General features: G+C 67.9%; 12 protein-coding genes and 1 tRNA gene. 5 read left to right on the forward strand and 8 right to left on the reverse strand.

Annotated features, from left to right (window positions below; translation table 11 throughout):
* Positions 1 to 80 precede the first annotated feature (80 nt).
* Entirely contained in the window at positions 81 to 2,582 is a 2,502-nt protein-coding gene (locus tag BM362_RS06730) for an endonuclease/exonuclease/phosphatase family protein (protein WP_342029785.1), read from the forward strand.
* A 252-nt stretch (positions 2,583 to 2,834) separates the two neighbouring features.
* Here the strand turns inward: BM362_RS06730 and BM362_RS06735 are convergent, their stop codons facing one another.
* The 7 genes from BM362_RS06735 to BM362_RS06765 all read right to left on the reverse strand — a co-directional run bounded on the left by BM362_RS06735 (position 2,835) and on the right by BM362_RS06765 (position 8,215).
* Positions 2,835 to 3,179: a hypothetical protein gene (locus tag BM362_RS06735; RefSeq protein WP_425285691.1), complete on the reverse strand. Its 345-nt coding sequence runs from the start codon at positions 3,177 to 3,179 to the stop codon at positions 2,835 to 2,837.
* A gap of 23 nt (positions 3,180 to 3,202) precedes the next feature.
* On the reverse strand, positions 3,203 to 5,953 hold the full coding sequence (locus tag BM362_RS06740) for an FtsK/SpoIIIE domain-containing protein (RefSeq protein WP_093572476.1): 2,751 nt from the start codon (positions 5,951 to 5,953) through the stop codon (positions 3,203 to 3,205).
* Between the two features lie 7 nt (positions 5,954 to 5,960).
* Positions 5,961 to 6,209, reverse strand: coding sequence for a hypothetical protein (locus tag BM362_RS06745; protein WP_067577192.1), 249 nt, complete (start codon positions 6,207 to 6,209; stop codon positions 5,961 to 5,963).
* Between the two features lie 5 nt (positions 6,210 to 6,214).
* Positions 6,215 to 6,475, reverse strand: coding sequence for a hypothetical protein (locus BM362_RS06750; protein ID WP_009084635.1), 261 nt, complete (start codon positions 6,473 to 6,475; stop codon positions 6,215 to 6,217).
* 361 nt (positions 6,476 to 6,836) lie between these two features.
* A complete protein-coding gene (locus tag BM362_RS06755) occupies positions 6,837 to 7,214 on the reverse strand; it encodes a nuclear transport factor 2 family protein (RefSeq protein ID WP_067577191.1) in 378 nt (125 codons plus the stop codon).
* 103 nt (positions 7,215 to 7,317) lie between these two features.
* Positions 7,318 to 7,402, reverse strand: a tRNA-Ser gene (locus tag BM362_RS06760).
* A gap of 63 nt (positions 7,403 to 7,465) precedes the next feature.
* A complete protein-coding gene (locus tag BM362_RS06765) occupies positions 7,466 to 8,215 on the reverse strand; it encodes a PP2C family protein-serine/threonine phosphatase (RefSeq protein ID WP_067577189.1) in 750 nt (249 codons plus the stop codon).
* Between the two features lie 77 nt (positions 8,216 to 8,292).
* Between BM362_RS06765 and BM362_RS06770 the strand changes: the two genes are divergently transcribed.
* Both BM362_RS06770 and BM362_RS06775 read left to right on the forward strand, forming a co-directional pair.
* Complete coding sequence (locus BM362_RS06770) at positions 8,293 to 10,035, forward strand: HsdM family class I SAM-dependent methyltransferase (protein WP_093572477.1); 1,743 nt, start codon at positions 8,293 to 8,295, stop codon at positions 10,033 to 10,035.
* Between the two features lie 17 nt (positions 10,036 to 10,052).
* Positions 10,053 to 10,946, forward strand: coding sequence for a serine/threonine-protein kinase (locus tag BM362_RS06775; RefSeq protein WP_093572478.1), 894 nt, complete (start codon positions 10,053 to 10,055; stop codon positions 10,944 to 10,946).
* Here the strand turns inward: BM362_RS06775 and BM362_RS06780 are convergent.
* Positions 10,930 to 11,448 carry a hypothetical protein gene (locus BM362_RS06780; RefSeq protein ID WP_067577185.1) on the reverse strand — a complete coding sequence of 173 codons (519 nt, stop codon included), beginning with the start codon at positions 11,446 to 11,448 and terminating at the stop codon, positions 10,930 to 10,932. The two genes, BM362_RS06775 and BM362_RS06780, sit on opposite strands and share 17 nt — an antisense overlap.
* A 236-nt stretch (positions 11,449 to 11,684) precedes the next feature.
* Here BM362_RS06780 and BM362_RS47305 point away from each other — a divergent pair, with 236 nt between their 5' ends.
* Together BM362_RS47305 and BM362_RS06790 are read left to right on the forward strand one after the other, a co-directional pair.
* Positions 11,685 to 12,314, forward strand: a complete 630-nt coding sequence (locus BM362_RS47305) for a L,D-transpeptidase (RefSeq protein WP_167545217.1) — start codon at positions 11,685 to 11,687, stop codon at positions 12,312 to 12,314.
* Between the two features lie 91 nt (positions 12,315 to 12,405).
* Positions 12,406 to 15,384, forward strand: coding sequence for a PQQ-dependent sugar dehydrogenase (locus tag BM362_RS06790; RefSeq protein ID WP_093572479.1), 2,979 nt, complete (start codon positions 12,406 to 12,408; stop codon positions 15,382 to 15,384).
* The last annotated feature ends 24 nt before the right edge of the window (positions 15,385 to 15,408 follow it).

Here is a 15,408-nt window from a genome sequence, read left to right on the forward strand (position 1 = left end):
ATCGTTGCCCTTTCGTCTTCCTCTGCTTCGCTTGTTCGGGGGACGATGCCTCGACCGTTGACATGCAGAGGGGACTCAGGGTGACCATATCCCGTCGTCCCGCCGGGGGCCGCAGCGCCGGTGGGGCAAGACTGACCAAAGGCGCGGTTGCCGTCTCCGCCGCTGCTCTCGTGCTGGGCGGACTGGCCGTGCCCGCTTCGGCCGCACCGAGCGCGGACGCCCTGATCGCCGAGGTCTACGGCGGTGGCGGCAATTCCGGCGCCACGCTGATCAACGACTTCATCGAGCTGGCCAACCACGGCGGCGCGCCGGTCGCGCTCGACGGTTACAGCGTCCAGTACCTGCCCGCTTCGGCGAGCGCGTCGAGCAAGTGGCAGGTCACGCCGCTTGCCGGGTCCGTCGCACCGAAGGGCCGCTACCTCGTCGCGGAGGGGAAGGGGAACGGCGGCACGGTCGCACTGCCGACGCCCGACGCGACCGGGGGCATCGCGATGTCCGCGACCGCCGGCACCGTCGCGCTCGTGTCCGACAGTGCGCCGCTGACCTGCAAGACTGCTGCTGACTGCTCGGCGGACAGCCGCGTCAAGGACCTCGTCGGCTTCGGCGATGCCGTTGTCCGCGAAGGAAATCCGGCCGCCGCGCCGTCGAACACGACCTCGGTCGCGCGTGCGGCGACGCTCGCCGACACCGACGACAACAGCGCGGACTTCGCCGTCGGCGACCCGACGCCCACCAACACCAAGGGCGAGACCACCGGCACGCAGCCGGGAGAACCGGGCGTTCCGGCGAAGATCCACGACATCCAGGGCACCACGCGAATTTCGCCGTTCAAGGACAAGCAGGTCGAGGACGTCACCGGCATCGTCACCGCGGTGCGGAGCTTCGGTTCGGCGCGCGGGTTCTGGATCACCGACCCGCATCCGGACAGCGATCCGCGCACCAGCGAGGGCCTGTTCGTGTTCACCGGATCGACCACCCCGGACGTGGCGGTCGGCGACGCGATCACCGCGCAGGGCAAGGTCAAGGAGTACTACCCGGACGCGCCCGCGACCTCGAACTACCAGTCGCTCACTGAGCTGACGAGTGCACAGTGGACGGTCGATTCCCCGGGCAACCCGCTCCCCGCCCCGACCGTCCTGACGCCGGACCAGGTGCCGGATGTGCTGGCCCCGAACGCGGGCGGCACTATCGAGCCGTTGCCGCTTGAGCCGTCGAAGTACGCGCTGGACTTCTGGGAATCGCACGAAAGCGAGATCGTCCAGGTCTCGGACGCGCGGGTGGTCGGCCCGAGCAACAAGTACGGTGAGCTTTATGTGACCACGAAGCCGCAGCAGAACCCGACTCCGCGCGGCGGCACGGTTTACCTCGGCTACGACAAGATCAACACAGGCGTGCTGAAGGTACAGTCGATCATCCCGTCCTCGCAGCAGGCGACTCCGAAGGTCAACACCGGCGACGTGCTCACCGGCATCACCTCCGGTCCGGTGGAGTACAGCAACTTCGGCGGGTACACGCTGTTCGCGTCGAAGCTGGGCGCGGCCAAGGACAACAAGCTGCAGAAGGAAACCACGCGCAAGCAGCGTCCCGGCGAGCTTTCGGTCGCGACGTACAACGTCGAGAACCTCGCACCGTCCGATTCGGACACCAAGTACGCGCAGCTCGCGCACGGCATCGTCGACAACCTGGCGACGCCGGACATCGTTACGCTGGAAGAGATCCAGGACAACAGCGGCGCGACCGACGACGGAACGGTCGACGCCGACGCGACGCTGAAGAAGTTCACCGACGCGATCGTCGCCGCCGGCGGCCCGCAGTACCAGTGGCGGCAGATCAACCCGGTGAACGACGAGGACGGCGGACAACCAGGCGGCAACATCCGTGTCGGCTTCCTGTTCAACCCTTCGCGAGTGTCGTTTGTGGATCGTCCGGGTGGCGGCCCGACGTCTTCGGTGGGCGTGGTTTCCGACCACGGCAAGGCGCACCTGACGCAGTCGCCGGGCCGGGTCGACCCTGGCAACGAGGCATGGGAGGACAGCCGCAAGCCGCTGGCGGGCGAGTTCGTGTTCCGCGGCCGCACGGTTTTCCTGCTGGCCAACCACTTCAACTCAAAGGGCGGCGACCAGCCGACGCACGGCCGCTACCAGCCGCCGACGCGCAGCTCCGAGGTGCAGCGGCAGAGGCAGGCGACCGTGGTGCAGGGTTTCGTGGCGGACCTGCTTGGGGCGGATCCGAAGGCGAACGTCGTGGTCGCTGGTGACCTGAACGACTACCAGTTCTCGCCCGCGCTGGCGAAGCTGACGTCGGGTGGGTTGTTGAAGGACCTGATCTCGACGCTGCCGCCGGCCGAGCGGTACAGCTACGTGTATGAGGGGCAGTCGCAGGTGCTGGACCATATTCTGGCATCGGCCGCGCCGCGGGGTGTGGATTATGACGTGGTGCATGTCAATGCCGAGTTCGCCGACCAGGCCAGCGATCATGACCCGCAGGTGGTGCGATTCCGTCCTTCGGCGGGGAATCCGTTCGCGGACTTCGCCAACGACCTGCTGGACCAGCTTGACCGGTTGCTGCACCGGACGGCGTAGTCAGTGGTGCGTGAGGGTTCCCCTCACGGCTTCTTGCCTGGCCGGATGGAGAGCCTCAGTGGTCGTCATGAGGTACGTGATTCTGGGCGATAGCTACCTCGATTAAACCTGCCAGTAGACAAGCAAAGAGTGAATCGAGACGGTGAGGGCGCACGTTCTCCGGGGCGGTGCGGCTTCGGCCGGAGCTGAATACCTCTGGCTTTCGCCAGGCAAGCGCACCAATCCAGCACGAGAGGGGTTCCCCGGCGTTGGTCAGCGTTTCGCCCGCCAGCCAAGGCCCAGCACGGCCTGCACAAGCTCCTGATAACTCGGCTTGACCTCTTCCAAGTACCGGTCCAAATACTGCGGCCGAGCGGTAGTAACCGGCTGTGGGTCCTCCGGTGTCTCGACGAAACTCAGCCGCGAAACGTTGTGCAGTGCCATCTTCCACCACCGATTGGCGCGCTCACGGGTCTTCTCCTCCCGATCCTGCGCGGCGGCAACCGCAGCGTGCGCGTCCGCCAGCTGGCGTTCGATTTCGTCCGCTCGGGCCAGTTCCCACGCGCGCAGGCTGTCCGCCGAACCGCGGGCCAAGCCGACGATTTCCTTGTACCGCATCGCGGGGCTGGTGGTTCCCTCGGTCACGGCGTACCTCCCGCGGTCGGCTCGGTTTCTGGGCGCTGGAACGGGATGATGACTTCCGGTGCCCCGTGCGTGGTGCGGTCGAAGAACAACGCCCGGCCCGGCCGCGGCGACCAGTGCACGACCTGACCCGCGGCGAACGGCGACAGGTCATTGCCTTGGACGTCCAGCGCGGCCCAGGTGCCGATGTCGTCCGTGCCGCCGAAGCCGAGGGTGTCCTTGAGCCGCGCGATGCTGCGCCACCAGCCGATGGTGTGGACGCCGTGGGAGGGGCCGTTCTTCAGCAGCGTGCGCAGGTGGTCTAGGCCGCTCTTCAGCTGACCGGCAGCCTTGGCTTCCAAAGCGGGCAGCGCGGCGTCCACTCCGTACAGCAGCAGGATGCGCGGCGTCGTCGTGGAAAGCGATTCGACGATGGTCTCCAGCCCGGCGGACAGGTTGTCGGTCAGTGTCGCGAGATGTCCTTCGGCGACTAACCGGTCCTTGAGATCCAGGACGGCCGACGAACTCGCTTCGATCGGACAGTGGAGCAGGAACTCGACTTCGCCTTCCTTGAGCTGCTTGGAAAGCGAGCGAGCTGCGGAGTCCATAATGGACAATGCCTCCGCGGTCGCGCCGCCGAGCACGGCGACGTTCCGGCCGGGTACCCGAGGAAGTTCGACGCCGCAAGCGGCTTCGGTGACGTCGATCGACTGGCCAAGGATCGCCCGCGGCTGGGGGCTCGGCTTGAGTTCCAGATAGGCCGGGAACTGTTCCAGCACCGGCGAATGCGCGCCGTCGAACAGGCGTGGCCGGGCGAAGCGGCCCGCGTAGAGCTCCCACAGTTTTTGCTGCAGGTTCACGAATACGTTGCGAGTGCTCGCATCCGGGACGTGCGCGAGCTGGTTGCCGTGTGCGACGCCGGAATCGTGGTTGATCACCGCATGCCACTTGGGTGCGGACACGGCCGCGTTGTTCGTCTCCGCGAGAACCCGGCGCGCCTTCGGCATCGCGATGCGCAGCGTGCACTGTTCGAAGACCGCGGGCTTGCCCCAGAACGCCTCGATGCCTGCGACGTCTTGGCTGGCCAGTACCAGGTGAATGCCCTGCGAACGTCCGCGCCGCGCGATGTCTTCGAGCAACTGCGTGGCCTGCGCGGTGACCTGGTCACGTCCAGCGAAGAGGTACTGGAATTCGTCGATCACCGCGACGATCCGCGGCCAATGCCCGCTCGGATCCTGTTCGCGCAGGTCAGCCAGGTTGGTGACCTCGTGCTCCTTGGCCGCGGCGGAACGGCGGCGCAGTTCGTCGGCGAGGAAACGCAGCAGCGCCAACCCGAACTCGCGGTCGGTGTTGACGTTGACGCCGACCAGTTTCGCGTGCGGCAGCCAGCTGGAGTCCTTGCGCCCGGGTGCGAGACCGGCGAACGAGACGCCTTCCTTGAAGTCCAGCAGGTACAGCGCCAGCTCGTCCGGCGTGTAGCGCGCGGCGAGGCTGCCCAGCAGCGCGTACAGGAAGTTCGTTTTCCCGGAACCGCTCGGGCCGCCGATGAGCGCGTGCGGGCTCGCGTCGCCGATTACCACTTCGACGGCTTCGCCCTCGTGGAACCCGATCGGCGCGCGCAGTTCCCGCGCGGAGCTTTCCTGGCCGATCTCGGCGGGCATCAGGTCGGCGAACGAACGCGGCCCGCCCTGGCGCGCGATCAGCGCTTCGGCGATGCGGTTCGCCGCGCGGATGACCTGCCCGGACGGCATCGGCGGATCCAGGTCCACGACCAGGTCGCTGCCGGTCATGCTGCTGACCGCCCGCCGTTCGTCAAGCAGGCTGAGCGTTTCGATCGACGCGCTCACCGCGGTGGGCACGTCCACCAGGATCAGGCAGATCCCGGCCGCGAGCGCGCCGCTGGCCACGCGTTTGAGGTCGCGCGCGCGTTCCGCGTCGAGGGTTTCGCCGTTGCCGTACAGCACCGCGATCCGGTATGGCTCCAAGCGCTGGTTGGTGGCTTTTCGCAGTTCCCGCAACGAAGTGTGGCCCGCCTGCATGCCGGTGGCGTGGATCCGGCGGATGTGCCCGGCGAGTTCGTCGAGCAGGTCCTCCAGCCGCGTCGGGTCGTACAGCGACAGCGCGCTCGTGCGGCTGAGCGGGTAGAGGTCCGGCAGGATCGCGGTGAGCTGCCCGACGTCCCAGAGGTGGATTTTCACCGCGCCGGGCTCGAACGCCGACAGCACGCGCATCAGCAGGCCCTGCACGATGCCGTCCACCACCGGCCGCGTTTTCGGCGCGGACGTGATGGCCAGATGCGATTCGTCCAGCAACGGCACGGCGACGTCGAACGTGTGCGAGATGTCGCGGCCGGCCGAGGTGGCCGAACCGACCCGCCACAGCGCGGGCGCGGTGACGCCGGGATTCGTGCCGACGCGGCCGAGCCATTCGCTCGGCGGCCGTCCGGCCGGGCCCGGCGCGTGCGCGGCGACGAGGTCGCGCAGTTCGCCGGGACCCGCGCTCCAGTCAGTGTAGAAGGCGGTGCGGGTGCCGCCGAGGGCGGCGAACACCTCGTGCGCCGCCGGATGCCGGGCCCACTCCGTCTGCTGCGCCGGATCGGCGTGGTCCATGCCGACCCGGACGATCTCCTGTTCCAGCGTCAGCCGCGCCACCTCGGCCTCGGCCATTTCGCGCGCGCCCGCCGCGGCCCCGAGCACGAGCCCGATCTGGTGCCGGACCCGGTCGAGGGCGGTGTGCACACGGTTGCGTTGCTCGGCTGACTTGCTGGCCATCTCATCCCTACAGGCGTGACTGGTAGCCGCCCACTGAATCGTCGGCGGCGGCTAAACGGGTGAGGAGGTGCTCGAGCGCCTCGTCGGCCTGCGCCCATTGCCCCGGCAGCCACGGATCTGCCTTGGCTTGCGCGTCGACGAGTGCGCGCCGGGCGTCGCCGAGCAGAGTCCTCGCCCGCTCGGCGTGCGCCCGTCCGTCGCTGACCCCCGCTCGCGCGGCGGTGAGCAACTGGTGGATTTCGGCGAGCCCCGACATCGGCGTTAAAGCCGCGCCGAGTAGGAATCGGCCGACGAGATGCCGGCCTGGATGGTGCTCTGCATGCCGGTGATCCCTTGCAGCGCTTCGGCGAGCAGGCCGTGCGCCTGGTTCACCTCGTGCTGGCTGCTGCCCTGGGTGGCCTGGGACAACGACAGCTGTGCTTCTTCGAGTGCCTGCGCTGCCTGCTGCAGCGCGGCGATGCTCGCGGACGCCTTCTCGTTCGCGAGCGCGATACCAGCGCGGATCTCTTCCACTCCGGCCATGGGGGCGGGCTCCTCGGTACGTCAGGGGCTGGAACGACCACGTACAAACTTAGCGTGATCAAGTGTTTTCGGTAAGTAAGTGAGGACGGGAGAATCGACAAAGCCCCGGACGCGGTCGGCAGTCCGGGGCCAGTCGGGCGTTGGATCCACTGGTGCGCACGCGAGGCCCGAAACCCGCGTTACGGCCTTCCGACCTGCGGGTTCGTGAGGCGTGCGCGAAGGCCAACGCCCAGGTCAAAACGGTATTCGTGACACCGGTGAACCTCTCCGGACAGCTGCGATCAAGTCTGCGGCGAAGCCTAGCGGGTAGGACCGTTCGGCCGATCCCAGCCCCTGCCGCGGTTGCCGACAGCGACGGGCTTCAGCGAGTGCCCGCCGGATTCGGATCGTCGCCGAGGTAAGTGCCGTAGCCCTCGACGACGAGCGGTCCGTCGAAGACCAGGACCTCGTTGACCAGCCCGCCCTTCTGGTTGCGGTAGTTGATGACCAGCGCGTCCAGTCCGGCGTAGACGCCGACGACCTCGAAGCGGAGATCGGGAATCCGGCGCAGCCCCTCGGCCCAGTACGCGCGCAGCGCCTCCTTGCCGCGGAGCACACCGTCGCCGCCGATCACCTGGACCGCGACCGGGGACCGGAAGGTCACGTTGTCGGCGAAGTGGGTCATCAGGGCGTCGAGATCGTGGGCGTTCCAGGCCTGTGCCCAGTGGGCGGCGAACTCTTGGGCTTCGCGGTGGTCCATGAACGAATTCTGCCAGCGGAATATCGTTGCCTGGCAAGGGATTTAACGCGAAAACACCGAAGGTCCCGACCTCTGGGAAGTCGGGACCTTCGTGGTGTGGCAGCGGAGGATACAGGATTCGAACCTGCGAGGGCGTGAACCCAACACGCTTTCCAAGCGTGCGCCTTAGGCCGCTCGGCCAATCCTCCGTGGGGAAGAATACCGGATGGCTCTGCGGCCTTTCACAGGTGGTCCGACCTGCGGGGATGGGCTCAGGCCGGTACGACGTCGGCGACCACGATGGTGATGTTGTCCGGGCCGCCGCCCTCATTGGCCAATGCGATGAGCCGGGGCACGATTTCCTCCGGGGTGCCGTCGGAGAGGACGTCCAGGATGGCCGGTTCGCTGGCGCCCGCGGTGAGGCCGTCGGAGCAGAGCAGGTAGCGGTCGCCTGCTTGCGGGGTGAACTCCCAAACGTCGGGTTCGGCCGAGCCGGTGCTCAGGAGCGCCTTCATCAGCATTGAGCCGCGCGGGTGGTGGTCGGCGTCGGCGGCGCTGATGGTGCCGTCTTCGACCAGGGCTTGGGCCAGGGTGTGGTCGCGCGTGATGCGCTGCAGGTCGCCGTCGCGCAGGAGGTAGCCGCGGGAGTCGCCGACGTGGGCCGCGGCGAAATGGGTGCCGTCGAACAGCAGTGTGGTCAGCGTGGTGCCCATGCCTTGCGTGGCGGGGGTTTCCTCGGCCACCTGGGCGAGCTGGTCAGCGATCCGGCGGACGCCGTCGGAGAGCAGGTTCGACAGGTTGTGCGCCGTGAGGTCGAGCGTGCGCAGCTCCGCGTCCAGCGAGGCCAGCACGCTGACCGCGGTCGAGCTGGCGACTTCGCCATGCGGCTGGCCGCCGATCCCGTCGGCCACCACGAGCATCCGCCCGCTGGCGTAGACGGAGTCCTCGTTGTTGGTGCGTCGTCGCCCTTGGTCTGAGCCCGCGGAGTAGCGCAGGGTGAACCGGGTCTGCTCGGTGGCCATGCCCCCATAAAACCATTGGTTGACTGAGTTAACAAGCAAAACGATGGAAACCGCTGTCGTCGGCTATCGTGCTCGACATGGCAGACGACGCGGCGGTGAGTGCGGCCGACATCGCGCGCCTGGCGGGCGTGCGCCGGGCGGCGGTGAGCAACTGGCGGCGGCGCCATGACGATTTTCCCAAACCGGTGGGCGGCACGGCGTCCAGCCCGTTGTTTTCGCTTCCGGAGGTGCAGGCGTGGCTGCGCGGGCGCGGTCGTCCGTTCGTGCTGGCACCGATCGACGAAGCGTGGCAACGGCTGCGTGCGCTCGGCGACGATCTTGACCTCGGTGCGCGGCTGGCGGCGGTCGGTGAGTATCTCGCGGACGACGCCGAGGGACCGGACGATCCGGAGCTGCGGACGCTGATCTCCCAGCTCGCCTCGAACGAAGGCGCGGCGGAGACGTTCGAGCAGCTCTGCGACCGGTTTTTCGAAGCGCACGCCCGTCGGCTCTCCACGACGCCGAGCGCGTACGCCGACCTGATGGTGCGGCTGACCGGCGCGAAGGGGGCCACGGTGCTCGACCCGGCGTGCGGGTTCGGGTCGCTGTTGCTGGCCGCCGCGGCGACCCGGGCGCGAGGGCAGGACGTCGACCCGGACACCGCGCGGATCGCGGGCATCCGGCTGCGGCTGCACGGCGCGGACACCGAGGTGCACGCTTCGGACGCGTTGCGCGCGGATGCTTTCGCTGACCGGCTGGCCGACGTCGTGCTGTGCGATCCGCCGTTCAACGAGCGCGGCTGGGGGCACGAGGAACTCGTCGGCGACGTGCGCTGGGAGTACGGGTTGCCGCCGCGGGGCGAGTCGGAGCTGGCGTGGGTGCAGCACTGCCTCGCGCACGTGAAACCCGGTGGCGCGGTGGCGGTGTTGATGCCGGGAGCCGCGGCCGGACGGCGGAGCGGGAAACGCATCCGGGCCAACTTGCTTCGAGCGGGTGCCTTGCGCGCGGTGTGCACGCTCGCGCCAGGCACCGATCTCTGGCTGCTCACGCGACCGGAGCCGGAGCAGCGCGCGCCGGCGACGGTGCTGATCGCCGACACCACCGCGGACGACGTCGCGCAGGTGTGGCAGGACTTCCTGGCCGATCCGGACACCGGCGAACGCATCATCGACGTGCTCGACGACGACGTCGACCTGACTCCGTCCGGCCGGCCCGGCGAGAGCGATTCGGGCGAGGCTTTCCTTGCCGCACGAAGGGTTTTCGGGCAGATCGGGATCGAGCTGCCCAAGCTGGAACCGGCGTCCGGCGAGACGGCGCACACGACCGTCGGCGAGTTGGTGAAGGCGGGCGCGCTGCGGATCACGCACGCGCCGCCGCGTAGCGCCGACGGCGACGAACCCGTGCTGACCACTGACGACGTCCTGATCGGCGGTCCGCCGACCGGGCACGCCGCGCCGGATCCGGCGGCGGTGCTCGCCCACGAGGGCGACGTGGTCGCGTCGGTCACCGGCGCGGTGATCGTCCACAGTGGAGCGCCAGTGCGGCTTGGGCCCGCGCTTTCCCGCTATCGCGTGGATCCAGAGCTGCTCGACGCGCAGTTCCTCGCCGGGTGCCTGCGCGCCGCGGACTTCCCGGTGCACAGCGCGTCGACCCGGATCGACGCGCGCCGGCTCAAGGTGCCGCGGCATCCGCTCGAAACGCAGCGTGCTTACGGTGTCGCTTTCCGCGCGCTCGCGGACTTCGACCGGGCACTGCGGCAAACCGCGGAAATCGGCCGCGACCTGGTGCGGCTAGGCTTTGCCGCACTCGCCGAAGGACGGCTGAAGCCCGGTGGCGGGTGAGCGCTGTGAGGGGGCCCATGCTGATCGCGGACCGCTACGAGGTCGACGATCTGCCGCTCGGACGGGGCGGCATGGGTTCAGTGCACCGCGGGCTCGACCGGCGGCTCGGCCGGCAAGTCGCGATCAAACTGCTTCGGCTTCCCGGCGGCGACGAAGAGCTGGAAGAACGCTTCGCCCGCGAAGCGCGGATCCTCGCGACGCTCGACCATCCTGGCGCGCCCACGCTGTATGACTTCGGTGCCCATGACGACCGGTTGTTCCAGGTCATGCAGTTCGTCGAAGGCGTGACGCTGGACGATCTGCTAGCCGAACACGGGCCGCTGCCGGTGTCCTGGGCGGCGGCGATCGCGGCACAAGTGGCTGCGGTGCTGTCGGCGGCGCACGCTCGCGCGGTCTGTCACCGTGACCTCAAACCGGCCAACCTCATGCTCTGTCCGGACGGCAGCGTGAAGGTGATGGACTTCGGGCTTGCTGTGTTGCGCGAAGCCGACACAGCTCGCTTCACGCGCGCGGGACAGCTGCTGGGTACGCCGTCGTACATGGCCCCGGAGCAGATCCAGCGTGGCCACGCGGAGCCCCGAAGCGACCTGTACGCGCTCGGTTGCGTGCTGCACGAGATGCTCACTGGCCGTCCGGTCTTCACCGGGCCGACGGCATACGCGGTGTTCGACAAGCAGGTGAAGGAACCGGCGCCAGTAGTTCCCGGCGTCCCTCGGGAACTGAACACGCTTCTCGCCGCGACGCTCGCGAAGGATCCTTCAGCGCGGCCGTCTGGGGCAGAAGTGCTGTACGCGCATCTCGTGCCCTTCGCGCGGGACTTGCCACCGTTGCCGGGATTCCTGCACCCGGCGACCGTGTTGAGTCCTTCACGGATGTACGCGCGCATGGTGGGGCTTAGCGGCGAGCGTTGATGCTCGTCGGCGTCTGCTCCGAGAGCGGCAGGCCGCGCTTCTGAATGCGGTAGTAGGTGAAGGCGTTCTGCACGCCGATGCTGACGCCGATCGTGAGCATGATCGTCGAGGACGTCACGGTGTTGCTGACGCCGAGCGCGGCTCCGATGAAGGAGAAGGCGACGCGTACGCCGATGGTGGCGAACCACAGCATCAACGTGAGTGGAGTGCCCTTCACGAACGTCGTGCCTTCGCGAGCACTGAGGACCGAAGTGGAGCTGCGCAGGACGCCCAGCAGTCCGAGGATCACGACGTCGCCCGCCAGCAGCGCGTACTCCGTCGCGGTCGCGCTTTGCAGCGCGGTGGCGGCGGAGAACACGCCGATCGCGGTCAGGATGAACGGGAGCGTCAGCAAACGCTTGCGGCTGAGGAGCGTGCCGCGCCACTGCCGGTAGACGACCCGGTACAGGACGAGTGCCGCGATCGCGGCGTAGAGAACGATGGTGAGCGGGCCGAGGTTCACGGTGCTCCTTCACTGTGGTGGACCGGGAGGCTGCCCGGAGTGCTTCCAGCCTCGCCGGAATGGATGCGGTTTTCGTCGGCGTACGGGCTGGTGCCAGGTGGATCCGCGGCTCAACCCCAGGGTGGAGAAGCCGGATCGTGACCATTGCCGAGCAACCACGAAGGGGTGGTGGTCGTCTATTCGGGTGATACGGGTCCTGCCGAATGCGACCCGACCGAACGCGGGGGTACCGGATCGTGAAAAGGGTTCTGGTGGGGATGGCGGCGCTGGCCGCGACTTTCGGGCTCGTGGCGTGCTCCGGCGGCACGGCCGGGTCGGCTTCCGGCGGCGGTGCGATGCCCGCGGCAGCGAGTGTGCCTGCCTCGTCTTCCAGTGCGCCGACCAGCAGTTCTGCCCCGGCGACCAGCAGCAGCCCGGCGAGCACCAGCGCGAAGCCGACTCCGAAACCGACGCCGAAGCCCGCACCCAAGCCGAAGCCCGCCCCGAAGCCGAGCACTGCCGACGTCCCGTGCGCGGCGGCCGCCGCCGCTTCGGGCACCAGCGCCTGCGTGGACATTTCCGCGCACCGCGCCTGGCTGCTGCAGGACGGCAAGGTGATCTACGGCCCCGTCTCGATGCTGCCCGGCCGCAAGGGGCACGCGACCCCGACCGGCACATTCCATGTGCTGTCCAAGGAAAAGCTGCACCTGAGCAAGCAGTTCGACGACGCGCCGATGCCGAACTCGGTCTTCTTCTACCCGGGCGACGCGTTCCATACCGGCAGCCTGAAGGTGTACTCGCACGGCTGCGTCCACCTGTCGGCGACGTCGTCGCTGCGATTCTTCAACACCCTGCACATCGGCGACGTGGTCCAGGTCGTGCCCTGACCAGAGCGTCACGGTCGAATAAATATCACCCGATAGAGGCAACTTACTCCCCCTTCTGAGCGATTACCGGTCGCTGAGAAAGGGGGCCTGAATGGCCTGGCGCAAGCTCCGTTCCCTGCTGGTGGCCGCGCTCGCGGCCGTCGCCGTCCCCGCCGTGGTCACCGCCGTCGCCCCGGCGGCAGCAGCCGGCACCCCGGCGCTGCCGCCGGGGTTCGTCTTGCGGGACCTGCCCACCGGGCTCGGCCAGTACGAGTTCACCGACTTCGCCTGGCTGCCCGACGACAGCGTGCTGGCGCTGGGCAAGTCGGGCGTCGTCAACTGGGTCCCGGCTGCGGGCGGTGCGCCGGAGCGGATCGCGACCTTCCCGGTCGAGACGCAGGGCGACATGGGCCTCACGAGCATCGCGCTCGCGCCGGACTACGCCACCTCGCACCAGGTCTACCTGAACCGCTCGGTTTCCCTCGGCAACGGCCAGTACACGCTGCGTGCCGCCAAGTTCACCGTGCAGCTCGACGGCGAGGGACATCCGTCCGGGCTGACCGGCGAGAAGGTGATTTTCGACCTGCCCGGCAGTCCGTACTACATCCACGGCCTCGACACGGTTTACCCCGCGCCGGACGGCACCCTCTGGTACTCCGTCGGAGACAACGGCGACGCGGGCAAGACCAACCCGGTCGCCTTCGTCGCACAGGACCTCGATTCGCCGTTCGGCAAGATCCTGCACCTCACCGCGGACGGCAAGGGCGTGCCGAGCAATCCGTACTACCACGCGGACGCGCCGGATTCCGCTCGCAGCAAGGTGTTCGCGAGCGGATTCCGCAACCCGTTCCGGTTCAGCCTCGACCCGAAGAGCGGGCTGCCGGTGGTCGGCGATGTCGGCTGGTACACCTGGGAAGAGCTGGACGTCGTGCAGCCGGGTGCGAATCTCGCTTGGCCTTGCTACGAGGGGAACCACCTCACGCCGGGCTATTCGGCTGACGCGCGTTGTGCTTTGGCGGTGAACACTCCGCCGTTGTGGGACTACCAGCACGGGACCGGTCCTGCGCAGGGCAACAGTGTCAGCGGCGGGATTGTGTATGGCGGCACGACTTATCCGGCCGTTTACCAGGGTGCGTACTTCTTCGGGGACTACGCGGGGCAGAAGATCTGGACGCTGCGGTATGACGCGCAGGGCAAGCTCACGCAGGCACCCGCGAATCCCGCGCCGTTCCAGAATGTCGGCGGGGTTACTCGGATTTCCGCCGCGCCCAACGGGGACATCGTCTTCACTGACCTCAACTCCGGAGTACTGCGGCGGTTGAGCTACTCGACGAACAATGCTCCGCCGGTGGCAGCGGCTACTTCCTCGACGGACCCGGACACTCGCACGGTTTCCTTTGCTGCCAGCGGTTCTACTGACGCTGACGGCGATCCGCTCACCTATTCCTGGGACTTCGGCGACGGCAGCACCGGTACTGGGATACAGGCCAGCCATCAGTACGGGGATGGTGCTTCGTTCACCGCGACGTTGAGGGTTTCGGATCCGCTTGGTGGTGTCGGGACCGTGAAGATCGCTGTCGCGCCGGGCAATCACTCGCCGGTGCTGACGTTGACCGCGCCGGACAAGACTTTTGCGGTGGGCGAGCAGGTTTCGTTGTCAGCCAAGGCTGCCGATGTCGAGGATGGCGGGCTTCCCGTTACGTGGACGTCCCTGATCCGGCACTGTCCGGATCTCGGTGCCTGCCACGTGCATCCCGGTGATGGTGCGACGGGGCCGACGTTGACGGTTCCGTTCACTGATCACACGGACTCCCGGATGGAGTTCACCGCGACGGTAACCGACAGCGCCGGGGTGCAGGCCAGCAACACGTATGTTGCTTACCCGCGCCAGCATCGGTTGACGTTGGTCGGCACGCAGCCCGCCGCGTTGAGCATCCCGAGCGAGGGTGGTGTCAGCAGTGCGATGGTCACTGAGGGTGCGACGTTTGACGTGACTGCTGCGCCGGTTGGCACCGACGGAGTTTCCCGGTTCGCCGGTTGGCAGGGCGGTCCGGCTACCTCTTCGTGGTCGATCACCGTCGGTGCTGGCGACCTGACGCTGACTGCCCGCTACGTGACGGCGATCGACCAGCGGTATGCGGCTGAGCCGGAATTGCGGAGTTCGCTCGGTGCGCCAACGGGTCCTGAGGTGGTTGACGGGCCGGTGCGGTATCGGCCGTATGCGAACGGGCGGTTGTACTGGTCCGCGGCTACCGGGGTGCGCGAGATCGGCGGGCAGATCCTGGCCCGGTATCTCGCGATCGGCGGGCATCAGGTGTATGGGCCGCCGACGACCGATGAGACCCGGACGGCGGACGGGGTGGGTCGGTACAACCATCTGATCGGCACGCCGGGCAGCCAGGCCACGTCTATTTTCTGGACGCCGGCGACGGGGGCGCATTCGGTCCAGGGGCAGATTCGGGTCAAGTGGGCCGCTCTCGGGTGGGAACGCGGGGTGGGGTATCCGACCACCGACGAGTCCGGGACGCCCGATGGGGTTGGCCGGTACAACCACTTCACTGGCGGGTCGGTTTATTGGACGCCTACCGGTGGGGCGCATCAGATCGGCGGGGCTATTCGGGATAAGTGGGCTTCGTTGGGCTGGGAGCGGGGGCTTGGCTATCCGACTACCGATGAGTCGGTGACGCCGGATGGGGTTGGCCGGTACAACCACTTTACGATCGGCGGGTCGATCTACTGGACGCCGTCCAGTGGGGCGCATCAGATCGGCGGGGCTATTCGGGATAAGTGGGCCTCGTTGGGTTGGGAGCGAGGTCTCGGTTATCCGACTATCGATGAAACCGGTACTCCTAACGGGATCGCGCGCTACAACCACTTCACTGGCGGTGGGTCGATTTACTGGAGTCTGGGTACCGGGGCGCACATGGTGCAGGGGGAGATTCGCAAGCGGTGGGCCGCGCGGGGATGGGAGTGGGGGTATTTGCGGTTGCCCACCTCGGATGAATACCGGATCAGCGGCGGCGCTCGGAGCGATTTCCAGGGCGGTTATGTGATTTACCGGAATGGGGTGACCTCGGACTACCGGTGGTAAACTGGATCTCTGTCACTTGGGGAG

The organism is Amycolatopsis rubida, from assembly GCF_900115345.1.
Classification (GTDB): Bacteria; Actinomycetota; Actinomycetes; order Mycobacteriales; family Pseudonocardiaceae; genus Amycolatopsis; species Amycolatopsis rubida.